We start from the raw sequence: 17,440 nt of genomic DNA on the forward strand, positions 1-17,440 counted from the left end.
CGTCATGGCTGAGACGCTCGGGCGGGTTTGGCATCGGCGTTGTCGGAGCCGGTCGAAGGGGTTGAGGCGTCGGCGGGTCGGCGATGACGTTCGCCATCGCCGCCGCTTGTCGCGCCGCCGTTGTCACTTGCGGCGCCGGCATCGCCGCCGTCGGGTTTGCGCCGCTTGTAGGAGCCCTTGGGCCGCTCGCCTGCACCGGGGCCTGCCTCGCCGCCGGTGGGGCCGGAGGTTGCGGGAGCGCTGGCGTCCGGGCCGGCGTTCTCGCTGTTGTGCTTGGGCTTGGTGTTGATCTCCGGCAGGCCGCTCGTACCTTCGACGCGCGACGGCGCCAAGGGCGGAGTCAGCAGCACGTGTTCGCCCGGCTCGAGGCCTTCGATGATGTGCACCATGCGATTGTTGTCGAGCCCGATCTTCACCGGCCTCGGCTGCGGGCCGTCGGGACCGAGCAGGTAAACCGTCGGCTTACCCTTGACGCGCATCATCGCCTGCACGGGGACGTACATTGCATTGTCAAGCTGCTCGACGATGATCTCGGCGCGGCAGCTCATGCCGGGGCGCATCTCGTGCGTGTCGCCGTCGATCTCGATCTCGGTGTTGAACACCTTCAGATCGGGATTGAGCCAGACGCTCTGCGAGTCCGGCTGGGTCGCCACGCGATGCACATGCCCGCCGTAAACCTTTCCGGGCAGCGCATCGGAGGTGATCCGCACGGGCAGACCCTCGTGAATCTTGTTGAAGACCGATTCGTGAATCTTCACGTCGGCCATCATCTGCTCCGCCGTCGGCAGGCGCATCAGTTCCTGCCGCTCGGTGACTTCGACGCCGACGGCGATCGGGTCGGAGTTGGAGCGATAGGACTGCGAGCCGACCGTCGAGTAGACGACCATGCCCCCGACGGGCGCGTAGATCTTGCACTTGCTGATCTGGTCGTTGAGCTTGCCGAGTTTCTCTTTTTCGCGGTTGAACGAAGCTTCCTTGGCCCGCTGGTCGGCCTCGGCGTTGATGATGCTGCTGTTGGCCTTGTGCTTGGTCTTGTCCAGCAGGAACGTCTTCTGATCCACATCGCTCTGAAGCTTCGCGAGCGTGCGCTGGTAGGTGAATTTGCGGAGCAGGTCCAGTTCGCGATGCGCGCTTTCGACTTCGAGCTGGGCGCTCTGCTCATCAAGCTCATCGCCCTGAAGCTCGTTAAGCGTGATGTACCCTTCCGCTTGCAGCTTCTTGGACCATTCGAGCTTCTCGGCGGCGAGCTTCTGTTTGGCCTCGGCGATCGAGATGGCTTTCTGAGCGTCGGCCAGTTCGTTCTGGTATTCGCCTTCGATGTACTTTTTCAGATCAAGCTGCGCCAGTTGAAGGTCCACATCCGCGGCGCTGATGTCGGCCTGCGCCTGCTTGCGCGCGACATCGAGATTCTCGCTGGCCTGAATCTTGTTGGACTCGGCGTTCTGGTAGGCGATTTCCTGGTCGATCTTCTTGTCCGCAAGCGTGGACGAATCGAGTTCGACAAGCAGATCGCCCTGCTTGACGATCGTGCCTTCCTCGACGAGCGAGAGGATGGCGGCGCGGCCCTCGACCTCGCTCTTGATGACGATCGCCTGCGCGGAGCGGACGGAGCCGGCGACGTCGACGCTGATCGTCAGCGGGCCGCGCTTCACTTCGTAGGTCGGGGCATTGGCCCATCGATCGGTGGCGGGGGCGCTTTTGCCCATGAGCATCGCCACCAGCACGACGGCTCCGACGCCGCAGCCGAGCACCCCGACCCAGACCCATCGCTTGAGCCATCCGCCGCGCGGCCGGACTTGCGCTTCAGTGAGACTCGTTGGGGTTGAACTCACGCCATTGTCCTTTCGAATCGACTTGCAGGACGCCCATGTCCCGCTGAAGTTGGAGTTCATTGACACGATAGTCGACGAGCGATGCGGTCAGCGCGTTCTGAGCGTCGAGCAGGTCGCGTTCGGCTTCGAGCACGTCACGAATGGCGGCGCGCCCGGCCTGCAGAAACAGCTTCGTTGAGTCGACGCGTCGCCGGGCAAGCTGCATCGCCACCACCTGAATCTTATAGCTCTCGCGGGCCTGAAGCAGTTGCCGCAAGCCGCTGCGGATATCGAGCTTGATCTGGTCCTCCAGCGCCTGCACATCACGCACCGAACGCTCAAGATTAATGTACGAATCGCGATAGATATTGCGTTCGGCCGTCCGTTCCCAGGGCAGATCCAGCTCCAGCCCCGCACTGTACGACCCGCGCGAGGGGCGAAGCTGCGCATCGGGCAGCGTCGCCGAACCGATGCCGCGCGTCTGGCCGATCGACGCATTGCCCACCAGATTCACGCCCATCTTCAGCGCATCCGCCGCCACGACCACCGCCCGCTGCGCATCGTACACCTGACCCTGCGCCACACGCAGGTCCGTGCGGTTGTCCAGCGCGAACTTGACCGCCTGACTCTCCGCCATCTCGTAAGGCCCCGCGCCTTTGGTGTCCGGTTCGGGCAGGACCACCGGCGCGTCGGCCGCCAGACTCGGCGCGTGTGCGTTCGCCGCCGCCTTGGCCAGTTCGTCCGGCTCGCCGAGCACCTTCCGCGCGTTGGCCGCCAGACGCTCGAGCTCCATCCGGTCCAGCGCGATGTTCGCATCGGTGGGAAGGCCCAGCGTGATCTTGAAGCGGTCCAGTGCCTGTTGATACGACTGCTGGGCCTTGATCCAGTTCTCGCGCGCCCGCAGTTCGTCCTGCTGGGCCTGGTCGACTTCGATCGAAGAAAGCCGCTGCGCATCGCCGAGGCGGCGGGCGCGGCGGGCGCTGGTGATCAGGCGCTCGTAGTTGCCGGCCGCGTTGGTCACCTGGTCTTCGTTCTGAAGCACCGACAGATAATCGCTGGCGACGTTGACGACGAACTGGCGCTTGAACCGCTCGAAGTTCCAGAAGGCGTAGACCAGATCGCGCTGGGCCTGCGTGAGCGGCTCGCGCACGATGTACTCGCCGGCCCCGCGCATGAGCGGGATCGTCACCGACACATCGCTGAAAATACCAACGGAGGATTGTCCATCGGAGGACAGCAGCTTGGCGAGGTCCACGATGAGCCGGCCGGTGAGGATGGCGCCGCTCTCGAATTTCTTGTCGACGCGGAAAGTGCCGGAGGTGAGGTTGCCGGTGGTGGGGGCGCCGCTCGCGTGGTCGGTGGAGAGAATCGACTCGATGAGGCCGGTGTAGGTGTTGCGGAATTCGTCGAGGTTCAGGTCCAGGTCCAGCGCGGTGCGGAAGACATCTTCTTTGCGACTCTGATACTCGCGGCTGTTGCGGGCGCCGACGGCGAGGGATTCGAGGAGCGTGAGCTTGACGGGCTTGCCGCTTTCAAAGGGGGCGGCCAACTCGGCCTCGCTGGGGGCGCGGGCGGGGTAGTTTTTTTCGGGCCAGTGGGCGATGGGTTTGAGCTGGTCGGAGCCGATCGATTCGGGACCGGCGATGGGCAGATTCTGGAGGGAGATGAGTCGGCGGCGGAGGGTGTCGGCGGGGGTTTCGATGGTGAACGGTTCGTTGTGTCCCAGCGCCTCGGCCTGCCCCTGTTTGAGCAGGTCCGCGGTGACTTTGTCGGCGTCTTTGCGGTAATCGGCGGGTTGACACCCGCTCAGAATCCCGCAGCCGACAATCGCCAGCACAAAAATGACAATGGCGCGCGATTGCTTCAAATCAACCTCAAGTGAGCGGTGGGATGGCACAGTATGTACTGTGACTATCTTATCCGGGTTCGCCCGCAGGTAAATAGCGTAGATGACACGTGTCAGGTCAGGGCATGACCTTATCGGCAAGGGTTGGTAAATGAGGTAAAATTCATGGTGAGATTCGTGCCCGGGGCGGTAATCTAAGGTAGAGGCACACGTCCCGGAGTCTGCGAAAGTGAGTTCGCCCGACCGCACAGCCCGGTTTGTTCAGCAGCTTACCACCTGTCAAAGCAGGGTTTACGCATATATTGCCACGCTCGTCGGCGACCTCGATCAGGCGCATGATGTCTTGCAGGAGACCAACCTGGTGCTCTGGGAGAAATCCGCGGAGTACGAGGAGGGCCGGGATTTTCTGGCGTGGGCGTGCGGGGTGGCGAAGTACCAGGTGCTGGCCCACCGGCGGGACCGGGGGCGCGATCGGCTGCGGTTCTCCGACACGGTGACCGAACAGCTTGCGGAGGAAACCATCCGCGAGAGCGGCACGGCGGAGGATCGGCGGCGAGCGCTGCACGGCTGTCTGAACAAGCTGCCGGCCCGACAGCACGACCTGCTGCTCCGCCGCTACAGTCCCGATGGATCGGTGCAGGCCATCGCGGCTCAACTGGGCCGGCCGGTCGGCTCGATCTCGCAGGCGATATACCGGATTCGCAAGGCGCTGGCGGAGTGCGTCGAGCGGACGATGCGCGCGGAGGGCCGGTCATGAAAGACTGGTATGACCCGCTTCTGGAAGCGCTTTTTGACGGGCGTCTCGGCGACGAGCAGCTCGCGCAGCTCGACGCACGGATGGCGCACGATGCCGACTTGCGGGCGCAGTACCGCGCGATGATGGAGATGCACGCGACGCTTGAGTGGGAGGTGCGCTGGAAGTCGATCGCGCAGCCGGCGCTCGAGACGGACCTGCGACCGATGCGTATGACGGGTTGGCGGATCGCATGGCGGATCGCGGCGATGGTGTTGCTGCTGGCGTCGATCGCGGGAGCGATGCTCGGGGTATGGGTCTACCAGGGCAGCGGGCGGATTGACGACACGCGCGAAGCCCGGCGCATGACGATCGACGCCGGTCGGAGCGTCGACATCGGCCCGGCGGAGGATCGGAGCATCGCGGTGCTCGGCGAGGTGCAGGACGCGGTGTGGGAGGACAGCGCCTGGCCGCTGTCGGTCGGCTCGCCGCTGAGTCCCGGCCTGCTCAAGCTCAAAGCCGGCGTCGCGCAGATCATCTACTACAACGGCGTGACCGTGCTGCTGGAAGGCCCCAGCGAATTCGACCTGCATGACCCGATGCACGGCGACCTGAAGCACGGCAAACTCACCGCGCAGGTTCCGACCCGCGCACACGGGTTCACCATCGCCACGCCCAGCGCTCATGTCAAAGACCTCGGCACCGAGTTCGGCGTGCAGGTCGACGACGTCGGCCGCACCACCGTCGCCGTGTTCACCGGCCGCGTCGAAGCCGAATACTTCGACGCCCGCGATCAGCGTCCGCGCACGCTGACGCTCTCGGCCAACGAAGGCCGCCGCATCGGACTCGCCGGCAGCGGGGAGCCGACGAATGTGGCGGTGCGCTCGCTGCCCTTTGTGCGTCATCTTCGCCGCACCGTCAGTCTCGTCGACCTCGTCGCCGGCGGCGACGGGAGCGATGCGGTCAACGGACCCGCGCACGGCGGGATCAATCCGCTCAACGGCGCCCGCGTGAGCACCTTCGGCGAAGTCAACGGCCGCGGGTCCGGCCGCTACCTGCTCGTCGTCGAAAGTCCGTGCATCGACGGCGTGTTCGTGCCGACCGCATCGGACAAGGGCATGATCATCGACTCGATGGGCGGACGATTCATGCTGCCGACGAAGACGGATAACAATGCGCTGGGCGCGATCTGGGCCCGCAAGCCCCGGCTCGGCGACGCGCGCAGCGGCGACTGGCTTCAGAGCATCGCGCATCCCTCGCCGATCAGCCCGCAGGGCGCGGGCCTCATCGGCATGCACGCCAACGCCGGGATCACCTTCGACCTTGCCGCCATGCGTGAACTCAATCCCGGCTGGGACCTGGCCGAGTTCACCGCGACCGTCGCCAACGTCGAGAACGTCAACGGGATTCACCCGCAGACCAAACAGCATGTGTCAGCGGATGTGTTCGTGCTCGTCGATGGGCAGAGCCGCTTTGAGGCGCGCGACTTCAACAGCGCGCGGGGCGTGACGCCGATTCATGTGACGCTCTCGCCGGACGCGCGATATCTGACGCTGATCGCCTCCGATGGGGGCAACGGATATGCATACGACTGGCTGGTGTTCGGCGATGCGCTGATCGACCTTCAGCCAGGTTCAGTGAATGAGAATAACTGAAGAGGAGCATGATCATGACGAAAGCAAAAGGACAGGAAGCGGGCCAACAACACGGCGGATGGGTTCGGATCGCGGCGGGTTTGTGCATCGCGGGGTTGAGCATGTCGGCTGCTCAAGGCGCCGCGGTGACGGCGAGCTTCACCGCCACGCAGGACACCTACATCCACTCGTCGCTGGCCGGCCCGTTCGGCTCGGCGACGACGATGGAGATCAAGAACGTCGCCGACGGTGACAACTTCAACCGCAAAGCGTACCTGGAATTCGACACGTCCTCACGCTCCGGCCGGCAGTTCGTCTCCGCCACGCTCGCCCTGCCCTTCGTCGCCGCCGGCGGGACGGAGGACACTAACAGCACATGGAACTTCGGCGTGTATGGGCTGACCGACAACGGGCTGGACAACTGGAGCGAGGCGACGGCGACGTGGTCCTCATCGCCCGGCCCGATCGCGCCGGCGAACATCGCCTCCGGCGCCGGGTCCGCCGCCGGTTTCGACCCCGCCAAGTCCACCAGTCTCGGCAACTTCAACGTCACCGGCCGCGGCACCACTACGCAGACCTTCTCCTCCGCGGGCTTGCTCGACTTCGTCGTCAATGACGCCAATCACCTCAACACGATCATGATCGGCCGCAACACCGCCCAGTTCGGCACGCAGACGGTCGTGCATGCGATCCGCACCAACAATTCGCCTTCGACGCCGCATGTCGCATTGCAGATCGTCGAAAACAATCTGCTGGCCAACGGCGATCTGGAGCTGGGCTCGGGCACGAGTTTCACAAGCTGGACCAACAACTCGACGGTCGCCTCGACGCACGCCGCGCTGACCGGCGGGTCCGCCCGAGCCGCATTCCTCGACACGTCCAAGACCGGCGAGGCCGACCTGCGCCAGACCGTCCACGCCGCCGGTTCGAGCTTCATGTTCGAGACCTATTTCGCCACCGAGAACGGCGGCGGCGGCGCCAACGACCGCGGGTTCAACCTGATCATGACCGCCCTGAACGGGTCCGGCCAGATCAACATGCGCGTCAACGGCCAAGGCGCCGTGCAGGTGTTCAACAACAGCACATGGGTCACGATCCTCGCAGCCGGCAGCGTCGCCTTTTCCAACGACGCCAACAACAACCTCGACTTCACAGACGACGTCATCAATAGCTACCGCCTGCGCATCATCGGCAAGGGCTGGGGCACCGCGACGCCGACGTACGATGTGCTCCTGTCCGGCGCCAACGGCACGACGTTCCTGCTCTCGGCAATGGGCGTCAACGCCTTCCAGGGCGGCGCCCCGACGAGCGCCGCGCAAGCCGGCATCAACGAAGTCATCTTCGAAACCGAATTCGGCAACGGTGACTTCGCCGTCGACGCCGCATACCTGCAAATGATCCCCGAACCTTCATCGCTCGCGCTGATGGCGCTGGGCATGATCACGCTCGCGCGCCGCCGCCGATGAACCGTCTGCTGAAAGCTCAGGGATGGTCATCCCTCAGCTTTCAAGGAAGAAGACCCATGCTCCGCAAAGCTTTTACGCTCATCGAACTCCTCGTCGTCGTGGCGATCATCGCGCTGCTCATCGCCATTCTGCTTCCGTCGCTGAGCAAAGCCCGGCAGACCGCCAAGGAAGTCACCTGCGGCGTCGACATCCGCACACTCACGCAGGTCACGCTCACTTACGCCGTCGAAAACAAGGGCTTCTATCCCGCGCTGCTACACGACGGACCCAACGACAGGGTCGGATCTGACAGCGCATATCTGTATCACGTCTACACGTACTGGCGCAAGTACATGATGAACGAATATGGCCTGGTGCGGAATCAGTTCTATTCGCCCAACAACCCCATCTGGAATGACGACGATCTGTACTACTTCAACCGCACCAATCCGAATGATCCGAACACGGCGCAGACGATGGTCATGGGGCGGTTTTACCTCTGTTCACACGGCATCGTCGACAAGGCGAGCTTCCTGCTGGGCGTCGTCGATCCGGGCCTCCCCAACAAAGGAACCGTCTTCGCCACCCGCGCCAGCGACAAGCCCGCCGTACCTTTGATGTGGACTGACCTGAACCGCAAGTACGCCGGCGTGTTCTACAGCAGCGGCAATCGCTGGGGCTCCAATCACCTGTACGACGTGCAGAAGAACTTCCCTGAAGGCACGCACAACGGTTACATCGACGGACACGTCCTCTGGGCTCCCGCCTCCGACATCAAACTTCGCGTGAGCTACCCTGCCCCCGGCAGTGCCGACAACTACTGGTAAACCGCGCGAACTTCCCCGCCACGATCCCGCTACTATTGAATATCCACCGTCAAGGTTCCTCCAGGAGTTTTTCATGCAATCCAATCGCCTGAAGCTGTGGCTTCTCTGCCTCGTCGCACTCTTCGCCGCCGCCCCGCTGCATGCGGCGGACCATCTGCTCGTCGAAGCCGAGAGCTTCGAGAAGCCCGGCGGGTGGTGCCTCGACACGCAGTTCATCGAAATCATGGGCTCGCCCTACATGCTCGCGCACGGCATGGGCCGACCCGTCGACGACGCGACGACGACCGTGACCTTCCCCGCCCCCGGCACATATCACATGTACGTCCGCACCAAGGACTGGGTCGCCCGATGGAAAGCCCCCGGCGCGCCCGGTAAGTTCCAGGTGCTCGTCAACGGCAAACCCTCCGACACGACCTTCGGCACCGAAGGCGCCGACTGGTTCTGGCAGGACGGCGGCAAGTTCACCATCACCGACAAATCCGCCGTCATCACGCTGCATGACCTGACCGGCTTCGACGGCCGGGCCGATGCGATCTACTTCACCACCGACGACAACGACGCCCCGCCCAACGAAGGAACGATTCTCCCCGCATGGCGCAAGAAGCTGCTCGGGCTCTCCGATGCACCCATCGAGGAAGGGCCGTTCGATCTGGTCGTGGTCGGCGGCGGATACTCGGGCATGGGCGCGGCGATCAGCGCGGCTCGCATGGGCTGCAAGGTCGCCCTCATTCAGGATCGCCCCGTGCTCGGCGGTAACGGATCGAGCGAAGTGCGCGTGTGGGCACAGGGTCTGATCCGACGCGGCAAATATCCGACGATCGGCGAGATCGTCGAGGAGTTCGCCGACAGCGCCAAGAAATCGCCCGGCACGTATGAGGAATTCGAGGACGCCAAGAAGGAAGCCGTCGTCCGGGCCGAGAAGAACATCAAACTCTTCCTCAATCATCACGCCTACAAGGTGGAGAAGAAAGGCAATCGCATCACGGCCGTGATCGCCCTCGCCACCGACTCCAGCGCCGTCCGCCGCTTCACCGGCAAGCTCTTCGCCGACACGACCGGGCACGGCACGATCGGCGGACTCGCCGGAGCCGACTTCGACATGACCGAGAAGGGCCACATGGGCATGAGCAACATGTGGTACTGGTCCGAGCATGACGAGGAGCACGCGTTCCCCAAGACGCCCTGGGCCCTTGATCTGAACATGGCCGACTTCCCCTATCCGCAGAATCATCATGGGCAGTGGTTCTGGGAAGGCGGGTTCGATCGCGATCCGCTGACGGACCTGGAATATGTGCGCGACTGGAATCTGCGCGCGGTGTACGGCGCGTTCAACGCCATGAAGAACGGCGACGGGGCGGACAAACACAAGACCGCCACGCTGGACTGGATCGCCTACATCGGCGGCCCGCGCGAGTCCCGCCGCCTGCTCGGCGACGTGATCCTCACCGAAGACGACATCATCTCCAAGCGCGAGTTCCCCGACGGCTGCGTGCCGAGCACATGGTCCATCGACCTGCATTGCCCCAAGCAGCAGTACGCCAAGAAGTACCCCGATGATCCGTTCATCTCGATCGCCAAGATGAACCACGCGGTCGATCGCAACTACGGCTACCCGATCCCCTACCGCTGCTTCTACTCGCGGAATATCGACAATCTGTTCATGGCGGGGCGCGACATCAGCGTGACGCACGAAGCGCTGGGCACGACGCGCGTGATGAAGACGTGCGGGATGATGGGCGAAGTCGTCGGCAAGGCGGCGTCGCTGTGCGTGCTTCACGACTGCACGCCGCGCGATGTGTATCACTCGTACTGGACCGAACTCGACAAGCTGCTGAACCTCAAGGGCGCCGCCCGCCGCGATACGGTCGAAGGGCCGATTTACATTCCCGAAGGCGCCCCGGTGCTGCCGGATGTGGTGCGCGATTCGCTCGACACCTCGAAGCTCGCCGGCACCGTCATCGATGACGCCGCCGCGACAAAGACCGGCAAGTGGGGCTCGGGCACGGGGCTTAAACCCTACGTCGGCTCCGCGTATCTCTACAGCTCCGATCCCGAGGCCTCGATCCGCTTCGACATCAAAGTCCCGACGAGCGGCAAGTATGAAGTGCGCTACAAGTATTCCGAACACGAAAACCGTGCGACCAAGGCGCCCGTGACCGTCCAGAGCGCCGACGGATCGAAGACGACGCTCATCGACGAAACCCAAAAGCCCCCGCTCGACAAGGGCTTCATCTCGCTGGGCACGTATGCGTTCGAAGCCGGCAAAGTCGGCGCGGTGACCGCGACCGCCAAGGACGCCGGCGGAACCATTCATGCCGATGCGGTGCAGATCATCCCGGTGAAGTAAGCTATCGGCATGACCCGCCTCAACGTGATCCAACCGGGCGAGCGACCCGGCGGCGTTCGGCCAAGCCGCGGGCGCTCCCTCGCGCTGCGCCTGTATCGCGTCGCCGTGCTCGTCCTCATCGCATGGATCATCTATCAGCATCATGTCCGCCTGCGCGTGCAGGGCGATGCGCCGATCGTCGTCTCGGAAGTCCGGGCGCTGTTGCCCGACGCCGCCGTGCTCGTCGCCGACGACTCGACCCGCCGCGGGCTTTTCGTCTATGACAGCACGGGCAACAAGATCGGCTACGCCCTGCGCACTTCGCCCGTCAGCGACTCCGTCATCGGGTACTCCGGCTCGACCGATACGCTCGTCGTCCTCGACAACGATGACAAGGTCATCGGCATCCGCCTCCGCTCCAGCCATGACACGCATGAGCACGTCCACAACGTCACGCTCGACGACTATTTCATGAAGGGCTTTGACGGGCGCAAGTGGAACGACCTGGCCGAATTGAATCTTCAGGCCGAGGGCATCGAAGGCGTCAGCGGCGCGACGATGACGAGCATGGCCGTGGCCGACGGGCTCGTCTTCCGTTCCAAGAAGTCGATCAACGAATCCGGCGCGACGCACAAATTCCGATGGGACTACAACGATATCGGCCTCGCCGTTGTCGTCGTGCTCGCGTGCCTGCTGGCGTTCACGCATTTACGCGGCAAGTGGTATCTCCGGCGGGGCTTTCAGATTCTGATCATCGGCTACGTGGGCTTCTACACCGGCGACCTGATCGCGCAGTCGCTGCTCGCCGGTTGGGCCGCGTCGGGCGCCGCATGGCGCACCGCCCCCGGATTGGTCGTGCTTGTCGCCGCCGCGCTGATTGTGCCATGGACGACGCGCCGGCAGCTCTACTGCTCGCACATCTGCCCCTTCGGCGCGGCGCAGGAACTCGTCGGCAAGCTCGTGCCCTGGCGCGTCAAGGTGCCGCACGGCGCGGGCGAGAAGCTCCGCTGGCTCCCCCCGCTGCTTTTAGTGGTGGTCATCCTCACGACGATGCTCGGCCTGCCGATCAACTTGGCAAGTCTCGAACCCTTCGACGCCTTCCTCGTCCGCGACGCCGGCTGGGCCACGATCGTCGTCGCCCTCCTCGGCCTCGCCGCCGCCGCCGTCATCCCGCAGGCCTACTGCAAATACGGCTGCCCCACCGGCGCACTCCTGGACTTCACCCGCTCCCACGGCCACGCCGACCACTTCTCCCGCCGCGACGCCGCCGCCGGACTCCTGCTGATCCTCACCGCCTCGTTATACTTCTGGTATGTCCCGATCCACACATGGATCCTCAGCAGCGCCGCACCGTGGTAAAACCGATTTCTGGCTGAACGTCGGATTAATCGTCGGTGTGTGTCTTCTGTTGGCGATCGGATACCTCGCCTTCATGTTCTTTGACAGCCGCGAAGCCCCCGTGACACAACATGAGGGACAGATATTCGGCACGACTTGGCACATGGTGCTGCACTGGTCGGACAGTTCCAACTATTTTGGCCCAACAGCCATGTTCGTGGCCGAGCGACGAATGCGAGAAATCGATGCGCTGTGTTCGACGTGGCGCAGCGACTCGACACTGGCGCGGTTTAACACCCAACATGATGAATCGTCATTCGCCGTGCCAGACGAGCTTGCAAGTCTGGTCCGTCGCTCGTGTGAACTGGCGGAGATGACCGGGGGGGCTTTTGATCCGACCGTCGGCAGTGTTACGAAATTGTGGCAACTCGACGAGGAGCCGAATTCACTCACGGTCGGTAACGCGCCTTCGTATGTGACGTTCCGCGATGCCCCAACACACATCGGTTACACGAAAGTCGAGGTGACTATTCAACCATCGATGCTGCGTAAGCTTGATCCAGAAACCGAAATCGATCTGTCCGCAATCGCCAAGGGTTATGCCGTCGATCAGGTTTATGAGCAGATTCGAGACGCAAGGCCGATGACCGGCGGTATGGTCGAGATCGGCGGCGAAGTGCGGGTGTGGGGAGACATGGTTCACGACATTGCGATCGAAGCGCCGATTGTCGGCTTGCGACAGGTCATGACCACGGTAGAACTGAAGAATCAGTCGATCGCAACGTCCGGCGACTATCGCCAATTCCGCGAGGTCGATGGCAAGACCGTGACACACATCATCGACCCGCGCACGGGCCAATCGATCGGACACGATCTGGCGTCCGTCAGTGTGGTGGACGACTCGTGCGCGATGGCGGATGCGTTGGCGACGGCGCTGATGGTGATGGGGCCGGTGGAGGGGCCGAGGTTCGCGGAGGAGCATGGGCTGGCGGCGCTGTTCGTCGTGCGCGAGGGGGATGCGATGCGCGTGGTGCGGTCGCCGGTGTGGCAGCGCGATGTGAAGGAGCGCGGGGCGATGCGGTAGAGGCGGACCCACGCTTAAAAAGCGTGGGCTTCGGGGGCGTTCTGCTCCTCCCCCTTCGAGGGGGAGGCGGGGTGGGGGTGAATCGCATCAGCCGAACAATGCAGCCTACGCACGCGCATCATAAAACGATCGCGCTTCGACTGATACGTCTCACCCTCCCCCAGCCCCTCCCTGAAAGGGAGGGGAGGTCGCGGCGTTACACCTTCGCCGGGGCGCCGGTGTCGATGCTCTTTTGCTCGGCTTCGAGGATGCGCAGGCCGGTGACGGCGTCGGCGGCGGTGACGAGCGTGGGTTTTTCGCCTTTGTTGATGCAGTTGATGAAGTACGCCAATTCGGCGGCGTAGCCGTCGCCATCAAGCGTGATGTTCTCCGACTTGCCGGCGTGCGAGAGGATGAGCTGATTTTCGCGGCTGATGTCGAAATCGACGGAGGCTTTTTCGAAATTGACGGTGTAGCGCATCGTGAAGGCGAATCCGTCGGCCATGCACCACGAGCCCTCGGCGCTGACGAGGCGCGGGCCTTTGTCATAGAGATATTGCGTCACGATGTGATCGGTCTTCCCGCTGGTTTTGGAGTATCCGCGGCTGAACACGGCGTCGGGTTTGCCGAAGAGGTGGAACACGAAGTCGGTGTCGTGAATGTGCAGATCAAGAATGGCTCCGCCGGACAGGTCGCCCTTGCTGAACCAGCCGGGGGGCATGGAGGCACAGCGGCGGAAGACCGCGCCGGTCACGACGCCGTAGCGCTTCTCGTCGATGGCTTTTTTGAGCCAGACCCATTGGGGCCAGAAGCGCATGCACATGGCGGGCATGAACATGCCCTTGGACTTGGCGGCGGTGTCGGCGATGCGCTGCGCGGCGCCAGAATCGAGCGCCAGCGGCTTCTCGCAGAGCACATGCTTGCCCGCCTTGAGCGCGGCGACGGCGAGCTCCTCGTGAAACGGCGTCGGCACGCAGATGTCGACCATGTCGACGTTGGGGCTGGTGATCAGTTCGTGAAAGTCGGTCGTGCCGGTGATGCCGGTCATGTCGAGTTTTTCCGCGGCGCCGGCGACATTGCTCCACCCGCCGGAGAAATCGCCCTGCGCACGCTTCTCATCCTTATCCGCGACGGCGACGAGTCTGGCGCCGTCGATCTTCTCGTAGGCGCCGATGTGCATGCGCCCCATGAAGCCGAGTCCGATGATACCGATGCGAACCATGTGCGATGTCCTTGATCAACCGGATTGTGATTAGAGCCCGAGCACGAACTGCCGCGCGGTGCGAATGTCCTGGACGCGCTGGTCGCCGGCTTCGCGCTCGATGGCGAGGGTGCCGGTGAACTTGGACGCCAGAAGCGTCGCAAAGAACGCGGGCCAGTCGACTTCGCCCGTGCCGACGACGACTTCGGCGCCCCATGTGCCGGGCGTTTTGGTGCGCGTCGCGTCCTTGATATGGCACGAGCGGACGAAGGGCATGAGCTTGGCGAGCGCGTCGATGGGATCGCCCTTGTCGTAGAGAATCAGGTTGGCGGGGTCGAAGTTGACGCCGACGTTGGGCATGTCGAGCGTCTGAAGGAAGCTCAGAAGCGTCGGCGCTTCCTCCTGTCCCGTTTCGAGGCAGCAGGTCAGGCCGTGATCCGAAAACAGATCGGCGACTTTGACGAGGCGGGTCGTGAGCTTGTCGTAATTGGGATCGTGCGTCTCGTGCGGGAGGAAGCCGGCGTGGAAGGTGACATGCTTGAGACCGGCCTTCTGTGCGAGCGGAGCCATGACCTTGAAGTTCTCGAAGGTCTGCGGCCAAGTTTCATCGGGCACGATGCCGCCGGTGCGCCTGATCGAATCGAGCGTGGAATAATCTTCGCCGACGGATTCGAACATGCCGCTGACGACGGTGACGCCGGCATCGTCGAGCTTCTTGAAGCCGTCGGCCCATTCGCCGCCGCGGCGGATGGGATCGATGGCGAGCTGCGTGCGGGTCAGGCCGATCGTCTTGAGCTTCTGTGCGAGTTCGCCGGGGCTTTTGGGCTGCAGCGACCAACTGCACACCGCCAGGCGATCGGAGATATTGGCCATGGACATGCGACGATTCCAGAAGGTGCGGCGGGTCCGCCATTATGCCCGAATCACGCCAAAGTGTCCACCGCGATAGCCCCCGCCGACCCGATCCGCTAAACTATTCGACTCGCTGCAAAGGAGTCAGCCATGAGCCAATCGTTGAATCAGCACAGCCAGATGACCACCGCCGGCATGAGCCGCGCCCCCCAGCGTGCGATGCTCCGGGCCGTCGGTTTCAAGGACGATGACTTTTCCCGCCCGATCGTCGGCGTGGCGAATCTCCAGTCTGACATCACGCCCTGTAACGTCCATCTCGATCGCCTTGTGCACGAAGCATGCAACGGCATCTACGCCGGCGGATGTCTGCCGCAGCGCTTCGGCGCTCCGACGGCGTCGGACGGAATCATGATGGGCCATCAGGGCATGCGCTACTCGCTCGTGTCGCGCGAAGTCATCGCCGACTCGATCGAAGTCGTCTCCGGCGGGATGAACCACGACGCCGTGATGACCATTGGCGGATGCGACAAGAATATGCCCGGCTGCGTGATGGGCATGGTCCGGCTCAACGTGCCCGGCATCTTCATCTACGGCGGATCGATCATGCCCGGCGTCGGCCCGCATGGCAAGGACGTCGATATCGTCAGCATCTTCGAAGCCGTCGGTCAGTACCAGGCCGGCAAAATCGACGAGAAGGAAGTCCACGCGGTCGAGTGCTCGAGCTGCCCCGGCGCCGGTTCGTGCGGCGGGATGTACACGGCCAACACCATGAGCAGCGCGATCGAAGCGATGGGCCTTTCGCTGCCGTACAGCGCCTCCAATCCCGCCGTAACCGCGGCGAAGGATCGCGAATGTTTCGCCGCCGGGCGAGCGCTGTGCAAGATGATCGAAAAAGGCATCACCGCCAAGTCGCTCGTCACGAAAGAGTCGCTCGAAAACGCGGTGACGCTCGTCATCGCGCTGGGCGGCTCGACCAATGCGGTGCTGCACCTGATGGCGATTGCGAATGAAGCGGGAGTGAAGTTCACGCTCGCCGACTTCGACCGGCTCGGCGAGACGGTGCCGCACATTGCGGACCTCAAACCCGGCGGGCGATTCGTGATGTACGACCTGCACCGCGTCGGCGGGACGCCGGCCGTGCTGCGGGCGCTCTTGGACAAAGGGCTGCTGCATGGCGATTGCATGACGGTGACGGGCAAGACGCTGGCGGAGAATCTGGCGGATGTGCCCAGCGTGTTCGCCCGGCAGCAGGTGGTGGTCAAGCCGTTTGAGAATCCGATGAGCAGGAAAGGTCACCTCGCGATCCTGCACGGTAACCTCGCCCCCGAAGGCGCGGTCGCCAAGCTCGCCGGTCTCAAGACGCACAAAATCACCGGCCCCGCCAAAGTCTACGACTGCGAAGAAGACTGCTTCGCCGCCATTCAGAAACGCGAGATCAAGAAGGGCGACGTCGTGGTCATCCGCGGCGAAGGCCCCGTCGGCGGACCGGGCATGCGCGAGATGCTCGCCGTCACCGCCGCGCTCGTGGGTCAGGGACTCGGCGAAGACATCGGCCTCGTCACCGACGGTCGCTTCTCCGGCGGGACCCACGGACTCGTCGTCGGACATGTCGCGCCTGAAGCATGGGTCGGCGGCCCGATCGCGCTGATTCAGAACGGCGACTCGATCACCATCGACGGCGACGCCAAATCGCTGACCGTTCACGTCGATGATGCGGAGCTGGCCAAACGTCGAGCCGCGTGGAAGAAACCCGAAATCCGCGTCGCCCGAGGCGTGCTCAAAAAGTACGCCCTCACCGTCCGCTCCGCCAGCGACGGCGCGGTGACAAGCTGAAACGACGTGGCTCGTCGTCCGGTTTCTGGTTTCTAGTTTCTGGTTTCGAGCTATCGAGTACGAGCACGAACGACGGGCGCTACAATCAGCATGGAGGCCCCATCGCCATGCCCCGATACCTTTTCAAGATCGAAGAGGTCGTCACCCGGCGGGGTCGGCCCACCGTGCTCATCACGAATCGATGCGTCAAGGATCTGCCGATGAAGCTGCATGTCGGCGACGCCATCGAACTGCGCCCGCCGCATGGCGAGCCCATCACCTCCCGCATCGGCGGCATCGAATTGACCTCTCCGTACAACGCCGCGGATCCCTACGCGTTTTTTCTGCCGCGTAATGTCGACGTGAGCGACATCCAGACCGGCTGCGAAGTTTTCCTGCTCGGCACCGACACGAGCGACGCATCGTAATCGCCGGTCCGAGGAAAATCGAAAATTACTCGGAAACCACGTAATATCCGCAGCGTCTAACCAATTGTCGCATTCGCGCGCCGTTCCGCCGCCGCCTCGGTAAAATGGGCGCGGAGGCCAGCGC

13 protein-coding genes are annotated in these 17,440 nt (G+C 63.6%); 9 read left to right on the forward strand and 4 right to left on the reverse strand.

The annotated features are described in order from the left end of the window. Positions 1–2: 2 nt before the first annotated feature. Together GC162_07840 and GC162_07845 are read right to left on the reverse strand one after the other, a co-directional pair. A complete protein-coding gene (locus tag GC162_07840; protein ID MBI1368552.1) occupies positions 3–1,832 on the reverse strand; it encodes an HlyD family efflux transporter periplasmic adaptor subunit in 1,830 nt (609 codons plus the stop codon). Further along, positions 1,804–3,678 (reverse strand): TolC family protein, encoded by a 1,875-nt coding sequence (locus GC162_07845; protein MBI1368553.1) that lies wholly within the window; start codon positions 3,676–3,678, stop codon positions 1,804–1,806. Before GC162_07845 ends, GC162_07840 begins: the two co-directional genes overlap by 29 nt. A gap of 208 nt (positions 3,679–3,886) precedes the next feature. Here GC162_07845 and GC162_07850 point away from each other — a divergent pair, with 208 nt between their 5' ends. The 7 genes from GC162_07850 (at position 3,887) to GC162_07880 (ending at position 13,044) form a co-directional block, all read left to right on the forward strand. Beyond that, a complete protein-coding gene (locus GC162_07850; protein MBI1368554.1) occupies positions 3,887–4,414 on the forward strand; it encodes a sigma-70 family RNA polymerase sigma factor in 528 nt (175 codons plus the stop codon). Beyond that, a complete protein-coding gene (locus GC162_07855; protein ID MBI1368555.1) occupies positions 4,411–6,045 on the forward strand; it encodes a hypothetical protein in 1,635 nt (544 codons plus the stop codon). The genes GC162_07850 and GC162_07855 overlap by 4 nt, the downstream gene beginning before the upstream one ends. A gap of 8 nt (positions 6,046–6,053) precedes the next feature. Next, on the forward strand, positions 6,054–7,490 hold the full coding sequence (locus GC162_07860) for a DNRLRE domain-containing protein (GenBank protein ID MBI1368556.1): 1,437 nt from the start codon (positions 6,054–6,056) through the stop codon (positions 7,488–7,490). Beyond that, the gene (locus GC162_07865; protein MBI1368557.1) at positions 7,487–8,296 is read left to right on the forward strand and encodes a prepilin-type N-terminal cleavage/methylation domain-containing protein; all 810 of its coding nucleotides are present in this window, start codon (positions 7,487–7,489) and stop codon (positions 8,294–8,296) included. The genes GC162_07860 and GC162_07865 overlap by 4 nt, the downstream gene beginning before the upstream one ends. A 73-nt stretch (positions 8,297–8,369) precedes the next feature. Then, positions 8,370–10,643: an FAD-dependent oxidoreductase gene (locus GC162_07870; protein ID MBI1368558.1), complete on the forward strand. Its 2,274-nt coding sequence runs from the start codon at positions 8,370–8,372 to the stop codon at positions 10,641–10,643. Positions 10,644–10,652: 9 nt separating this feature from the next. Continuing rightward, complete coding sequence (locus GC162_07875; protein MBI1368559.1) at positions 10,653–11,981, forward strand: 4Fe-4S binding protein; 1,329 nt, start codon at positions 10,653–10,655, stop codon at positions 11,979–11,981. Continuing rightward, complete coding sequence (locus GC162_07880) at positions 11,935–13,044, forward strand: FAD:protein FMN transferase ApbE (protein ID MBI1368560.1); 1,110 nt, start codon at positions 11,935–11,937, stop codon at positions 13,042–13,044. The genes GC162_07875 and GC162_07880 overlap by 47 nt, the downstream gene beginning before the upstream one ends. Before the next feature lie 196 nt (positions 13,045–13,240). Here GC162_07880 and GC162_07885 read toward each other — a convergent pair whose 3' ends face one another. Together GC162_07885 and GC162_07890 are read right to left on the reverse strand one after the other, a co-directional pair. Beyond that, positions 13,241–14,245: a gfo/Idh/MocA family oxidoreductase gene (locus tag GC162_07885; GenBank protein MBI1368561.1), complete on the reverse strand. Its 1,005-nt coding sequence runs from the start codon at positions 14,243–14,245 to the stop codon at positions 13,241–13,243. 30 nt (positions 14,246–14,275) lie between these two features. Further along, on the reverse strand, positions 14,276–15,103 hold the full coding sequence (locus GC162_07890) for a TIM barrel protein (protein ID MBI1368562.1): 828 nt from the start codon (positions 15,101–15,103) through the stop codon (positions 14,276–14,278). A 123-nt stretch (positions 15,104–15,226) separates the two neighbouring features. Between GC162_07890 and ilvD the strand changes: the two genes are divergently transcribed. After that, the gene (gene ilvD, locus GC162_07895) at positions 15,227–16,909 is read left to right on the forward strand and encodes a dihydroxy-acid dehydratase (GenBank protein MBI1368563.1); all 1,683 of its coding nucleotides are present in this window, start codon (positions 15,227–15,229) and stop codon (positions 16,907–16,909) included. A 107-nt stretch (positions 16,910–17,016) separates the two neighbouring features. Next, on the forward strand, positions 17,017–17,316 hold the full coding sequence (locus GC162_07900; GenBank protein MBI1368564.1) for a hypothetical protein: 300 nt from the start codon (positions 17,017–17,019) through the stop codon (positions 17,314–17,316). Positions 17,317–17,440: the final 124 nt, after the last annotated feature.

The organism is Planctomycetota bacterium, assembly GCA_016125255.1.
Classification (GTDB): domain Bacteria; phylum Planctomycetota; class Phycisphaerae; order Phycisphaerales; family Zrk34; genus RI-421.

Coding starts and splice junctions, on each gene's coding strand:
- GC162_07855 (MBI1368555.1), top strand. CDS start 4,411: ATGAAAGACTGGTATGACCCGCTTCTGGAAGCGCTTTTTGACGGGCGT.
- GC162_07885 (MBI1368561.1), bottom strand. CDS start 14,245: ATGGTTCGCATCGGTATCATCGGACTCGGCTTCATGGGGCGCATGCAC.
- GC162_07865 (MBI1368557.1), top strand. CDS start 7,487: ATGAACCGTCTGCTGAAAGCTCAGGGATGGTCATCCCTCAGCTTTCAA.
- GC162_07870 (MBI1368558.1), top strand. CDS start 8,370: ATGCAATCCAATCGCCTGAAGCTGTGGCTTCTCTGCCTCGTCGCACTC.
- ilvD (MBI1368563.1), top strand. CDS start 15,227: ATGAGCCAATCGTTGAATCAGCACAGCCAGATGACCACCGCCGGCATG.
- GC162_07875 (MBI1368559.1), top strand. CDS start 10,653: ATGACCCGCCTCAACGTGATCCAACCGGGCGAGCGACCCGGCGGCGTT.
- GC162_07890 (MBI1368562.1), bottom strand. CDS start 15,103: ATGTCCATGGCCAATATCTCCGATCGCCTGGCGGTGTGCAGTTGGTCG.
- GC162_07880 (MBI1368560.1), top strand. CDS start 11,935: ATGTCCCGATCCACACATGGATCCTCAGCAGCGCCGCACCGTGGTAAA.
- GC162_07860 (MBI1368556.1), top strand. CDS start 6,054: ATGATCATGACGAAAGCAAAAGGACAGGAAGCGGGCCAACAACACGGC.
- GC162_07900 (MBI1368564.1), top strand. CDS start 17,017: ATGCCCCGATACCTTTTCAAGATCGAAGAGGTCGTCACCCGGCGGGGT.